Here is a 4,036-nt window from a genome sequence, read left to right as displayed (position 1 = left end):
GGACGGGGCCGGGCGGCGTCCGCACCTACGACAGCACCGACGGAAGGCCCCTCACGGTGCGTCCGCTGGGGCCCGGCCGGGCAAAGCTGCGGCTGGCCGGCAGCGTCGGCTCGCGCACCCTGCACCGCGTGGCCGCGCTTCCCGGCCGGTGCCGGGAGCGGCCGGCCGAGGATCCGCGCGCCGTCTTCGACACCTTCTGGCAGACCTACGCCGAGAACTACCCGTTCTTCGCGGCGAAGGGCGTCGACTGGCGTGCCGTACGCGACCGGTACCGCCCGAAGGTGACCCGGCACACCACGGACGACCGGCTCTTCCGGATCCTGCGCGCGATGATCGAGCCGCTGCACGACGCGCACACCTCCCTCGAGGCGGGCGAGGGACGCCGGTACGCGGGCATCCGCGAGGACACCGAGCCGCCGACCGGGGAGACCATCGCCCGTATCGACAAAGCGACATCCGAGGCCGTCGGCGTCCCACAGCGGCACTGGGCGAACGGCCTGGTCTCCTTCGCCGAGCTCCCGGACGGCAGCGGCTATCTGCGCCTCACCCGCTTCGTGGGGTTCGCCGACGGCACCTACGAGGCGAACGCCGCCGCGCTCGACCGGGCGCTGGACGAGATCTTCACCCGGAAGCGGGTCCGCTCGCTGCGCGGGCTGATCGTGGACGTGCGGTTCAACGGCGGCGGCTCCGACCGGCTCGCGCTGGACGTCGCCTCCCGGCTGACGGACCGGCCGTACCCGGCGTACCGCAAGCGGGCCCGGAACGACCCGCGCTGTCTGCCGGGGCGGGGGCCGGCGGGGTGTCCCCCGGGCCGGCACGGCACCCGGCCCGAGGCGGTGACCGTACGGCCGCACCGCGGGCCCGTCTTCACCGGCCCCGTGGCGGTGCTGACCGGGCGGCTGACGGTCAGCGCGGGCGAGACCTTCACCCAGGGGCTGATGGGCCGCTCGCCGGCGCCCGTGCGGGTGGGCGGGAACACCCAGGGCGTCTTCTCCGACACGCTGGACCGCGCGCTGCCGAACGGCTGGAGGTTCGAACTGCCCAACGAGGAGTTCCTGACCGAGGACGGACGGACGTTCGACGGCGCGGGGGTTCCGCCGCACCACCGCACGCCGGTCTTCACCGAGGAGGAGTTCCGCCACCACCGCGACTCGGCGCTCACCCGCGCTCGCGCGCTGCTCAGCGGGGAGCGCCCCGCCAGCCCGCCACCGGGAGCGCGAACTTCGCCACCAGCCGGTCGGTGAACGAGGCGTGGTGCAGCCGCGCCAGCCGCACCGGCACGGCCCCGCGCCGCACCTCGACCCGGGCGCCGGGCGGCAGGTCCACGCTGCGCCGCCCGTCCGCCCACAGCACGCCGTGCGGGGTCTGCGGCTGCACCTCGACGGCAAGCACCGAGTCCGGCGAGGTGACCAGCGGCCTGGCGAACAGCGCGTGCGCGCTGATCGGCACCATCAGCAGCGCCTCCACCTCGGGCCACACCACCGGCCCGCCGGCGGAGAAGGCGTAGGCGGTGGAGCCGGTGGGCGTCGCGCACACCACGCCGTCGCCGCCGAAGCCGGAGACGGGGCGGCCGTCGACCTCGGTGACGACCTCCAGCATCCGCTCGCGCGCCGCCTTCTCCACGGACACCTCGTTCAGCGCCCAGTCGGTGTGCGCGACATGGCCGTCCTCGCGGACCAGGACATCGAGCGTCATCCGCTGCTCGACCTCGTACGCACGGGTCACCACGCGGTCCACGACCTTCTCCAGATCGTCCCGCTCGGCCTCGGCGAGGAAGCCGACCCGGCCGAGGTTGACGCCCAGCATCGGCACCCCGGAGGCCCGCGCGAACTCGGCGCCGCGCAGCAGCGTGCCGTCCCCGCCGAGCACCACCAGCAGCTCGCAGCCCTCGGCCGCGTCGGGCTTCGCGCCGACCGTCTCCACCGGGTCGGGCAGCGGCAGATCGGCCGCCTCCCCCGCCAGCACCCGTACGCCGATGCCGCAGCGCAACAGCCCCTGGACGACCAGCTCGGCGCTGCGGACGGCGGCCTGCCGTCCGGTGTGCGCGAGGAGGAAGACCGTGCGCTCCTGGCCGTTCGCTGTCACTGGGGACCCTCCGCTACCGCTCGCTCGACATCCGCCGGGTCGAGGTCGGGCGCCCCGGCGCGCAGCCACAGAAAGTACTCGACATTGCCCGAGGGGCCCGGCAGCGGGCTCGCGATCACGCCAAGCGCCCCCAGCCCGTGCTCAGCCGCCTGCCCGGCCACCGTGCGCACCGCCTCGGCGCGCAGCGCCGCGCCGCGCACCACGCCGCCGCTGCCGAGCCGCTCCCTGCCCACCTCGAACTGCGGCTTCACCATCAGCACCAGGTCCGCTTCCGGCGCCGCGCAGCGCACCAGCGCGGGCAGCACCAGGCCGAGCGGGATGAAGGACAGATCGCCGACGACCAGGTCGACGGGCTCGCCCCCGATGGCGTCCGGCGTCAGCTCCCGTACGTTCGTCCGGTCCTTGACGGTGACCCGGGGGTCGCTCTGGAGGGACCAGGCCAGCTGCCCGTACCCCACGTCCACGGCGACGACGTGCCCGGCCCCGGCGCGCAGCAGGACGTCCGTGAAGCCGCCGGTCGAGGCGCCCGCGTCCAGCGCCCGCCGCCCGGTGACCGCCAGCCCGCGCGGGACGAACGCGTCCAGCGCGCCCGCCAGCTTGTGGCCGCCGCGCGAGACGTAGTCCGGGTCGCCCGGATCGTCCCTGACGACCAGCGCCGCGCTGGTCTCCACCTGGGTGGCGGGCTTGGCGGCGGTGTTCCCGCCGACGGTGACCCGGCCGGCGGCGATCAGCTGGCCCGCGTGCTCGCGCGAGCGGGCCAGCTTGCGGCGCACCAGCTCCGCGTCGAGTCGGCGTCGTGGCACCTGTCAGCTCCGGGGGGTCTGCGGTCGGGGACGGTCGAGGGAGGCCAGCGTCTCGCGCAGCCCCGTGTGCACATCCTCGTACACCTCCAGATGCCCGGACACGGCGAGGTGGTCGGCGTCCTCCAGCCGTCTGAGCCGGTCGTCGACGGGGGCCTGGCCGGTCGGGCGGATACCGATGCCGAGCGGGCGCGGGCCGTCGTCCTCCGGCCCGCCGTCGGAGGGCGGCGCGTCACTCATGGCCCCGACGCTACCTGGTGCGGCCCGCCAGGTGCTTTTCCGCAGGCCCCCTTTCCGCACCCGGGTCTCCGGGAGGGGGCTGCCCCGTGCTGTGCGCCCCGAAGATCCGCGGGACAACCGCTAGCGCACGCGCCGCCGCGCTGCCGGGACGACGAGGGGGGTGCCCGTCTCCGGGTCGTCGATCACCCGGCAGGGCATGCCGAAGACCTCCTCCACCAGATCGGCCGTGACGACCTCGCCCGGCGGGCCCTCGGCCACCACCCGCCCCTCCCGCATCGCGATCAGATGGGTGGCGTAGCGCGCCGCGTGGTTGAGGTCGTGCAGCACGGCGACCAGGGTGCGCCCCTCGTCCTCGTGCAGCCGGGCGCACAGGTCCATGATCTCGATCTGGTGGGCGATGTCGAGATATGTCGTCGGCTCGTCGAGCAGCAGCAGCGGCGTCTGCTGGGCGAGGGCCATCGCGATCCAGACGCGCTGCCGCTGCCCGCCGGAGAGCTCGTCGACGTACCGGTCGCCGAGGTCTCCGACGCCGGTGGCGGCCATGGACGCGACGACGACGCTCTCGTCCTCCTTCGACCACTGCCGCAGCAGCCCCTGGTGCGGGTAGCGGCCCCGGGCGACGAGGTCGGCGACGGTGATGCCGTCGGGCGCGATGGAGGACTGCGGCAGCAGGCCCAAGGTGCGCGCCAGCGCCTTGGCGGGGAGGCCCGCGATGTCGGAGCCGTCGAGCAGCACGGAGCCGCGGGCGGGCTTGAGCATCCGGGAGAGCGCCCGCAGCAGCGTGGACTTGCCGCAGGCGTTCGGGCCGACGACCACGGTGAAGGACCGGTCGGGGACGGCGACGTCCAGCTCGCGGGCGATGGTGCGCTGATCGTAGGCGAGGGTGAGGTCCCGGCCGGCGAGCCGCGCAC

General features: G+C 75.1%; 5 protein-coding genes and 1 pseudogene. 2 read left to right on the top strand and 4 right to left on the bottom strand.

Going from position 1 to position 4,036, the window contains the following annotated elements; genetic code table 11:
- Positions 1–56: 56 nt before the first annotated feature.
- A pseudogene (locus tag G5C65_RS40870) lies at positions 57–275 on the top strand (S41 family peptidase); the annotation flags it as partial.
- A gap of 279 nt (positions 276–554) precedes the next feature.
- Complete coding sequence (locus G5C65_RS40865) at positions 555–1,244, top strand: S41 family peptidase (protein WP_420903385.1); 690 nt, start codon at positions 555–557, stop codon at positions 1,242–1,244.
- On the opposite strand, the gene G5C65_RS32695 is transcribed toward G5C65_RS40865, so the two are convergent.
- The 4 genes from G5C65_RS32695 to G5C65_RS32680 all read right to left on the bottom strand — a co-directional run.
- Positions 1,180–2,085 carry an NAD kinase gene (locus tag G5C65_RS32695; RefSeq protein ID WP_165302690.1) on the bottom strand — a complete coding sequence of 302 codons (906 nt, stop codon included), beginning with the start codon at positions 2,083–2,085 and terminating at the stop codon, positions 1,180–1,182. The two genes, G5C65_RS40865 and G5C65_RS32695, sit on opposite strands and share 65 nt — an antisense overlap.
- Positions 2,082–2,888 (bottom strand): TlyA family rRNA (cytidine-2'-O)-methyltransferase, encoded by an 807-nt coding sequence (locus G5C65_RS32690; RefSeq protein WP_165302689.1) that lies wholly within the window; start codon positions 2,886–2,888, stop codon positions 2,082–2,084. The genes G5C65_RS32695 and G5C65_RS32690 overlap by 4 nt, the downstream gene beginning before the upstream one ends.
- Positions 2,889–2,891: 3 nt before the next feature.
- The gene (locus G5C65_RS32685) at positions 2,892–3,125 is read right to left on the bottom strand and encodes a hypothetical protein (RefSeq protein WP_165302688.1); all 234 of its coding nucleotides are present in this window, start codon (positions 3,123–3,125) and stop codon (positions 2,892–2,894) included.
- A gap of 120 nt (positions 3,126–3,245) precedes the next feature.
- Positions 3,246–4,036: ABC transporter ATP-binding protein (locus G5C65_RS32680; RefSeq protein ID WP_165302686.1), on the bottom strand; the 791-nt coding region annotated here is incomplete at its 5' end.

Origin of the sequence: Streptomyces boncukensis, assembly GCF_011045075.1 — a bacterium.
GTDB lineage: Bacteria > Actinomycetota > Actinomycetes > Streptomycetales > Streptomycetaceae > Streptomyces > Streptomyces boncukensis.
This window is presented reverse-complemented; position numbering and strand designations above follow the sequence as displayed.

Coding starts and splice junctions, on each gene's coding strand:
- G5C65_RS32685 (WP_165302688.1), bottom strand. CDS start 3,125: ATGAGTGACGCGCCGCCCTCCGACGGCGGGCCGGAGGACGACGGCCCG.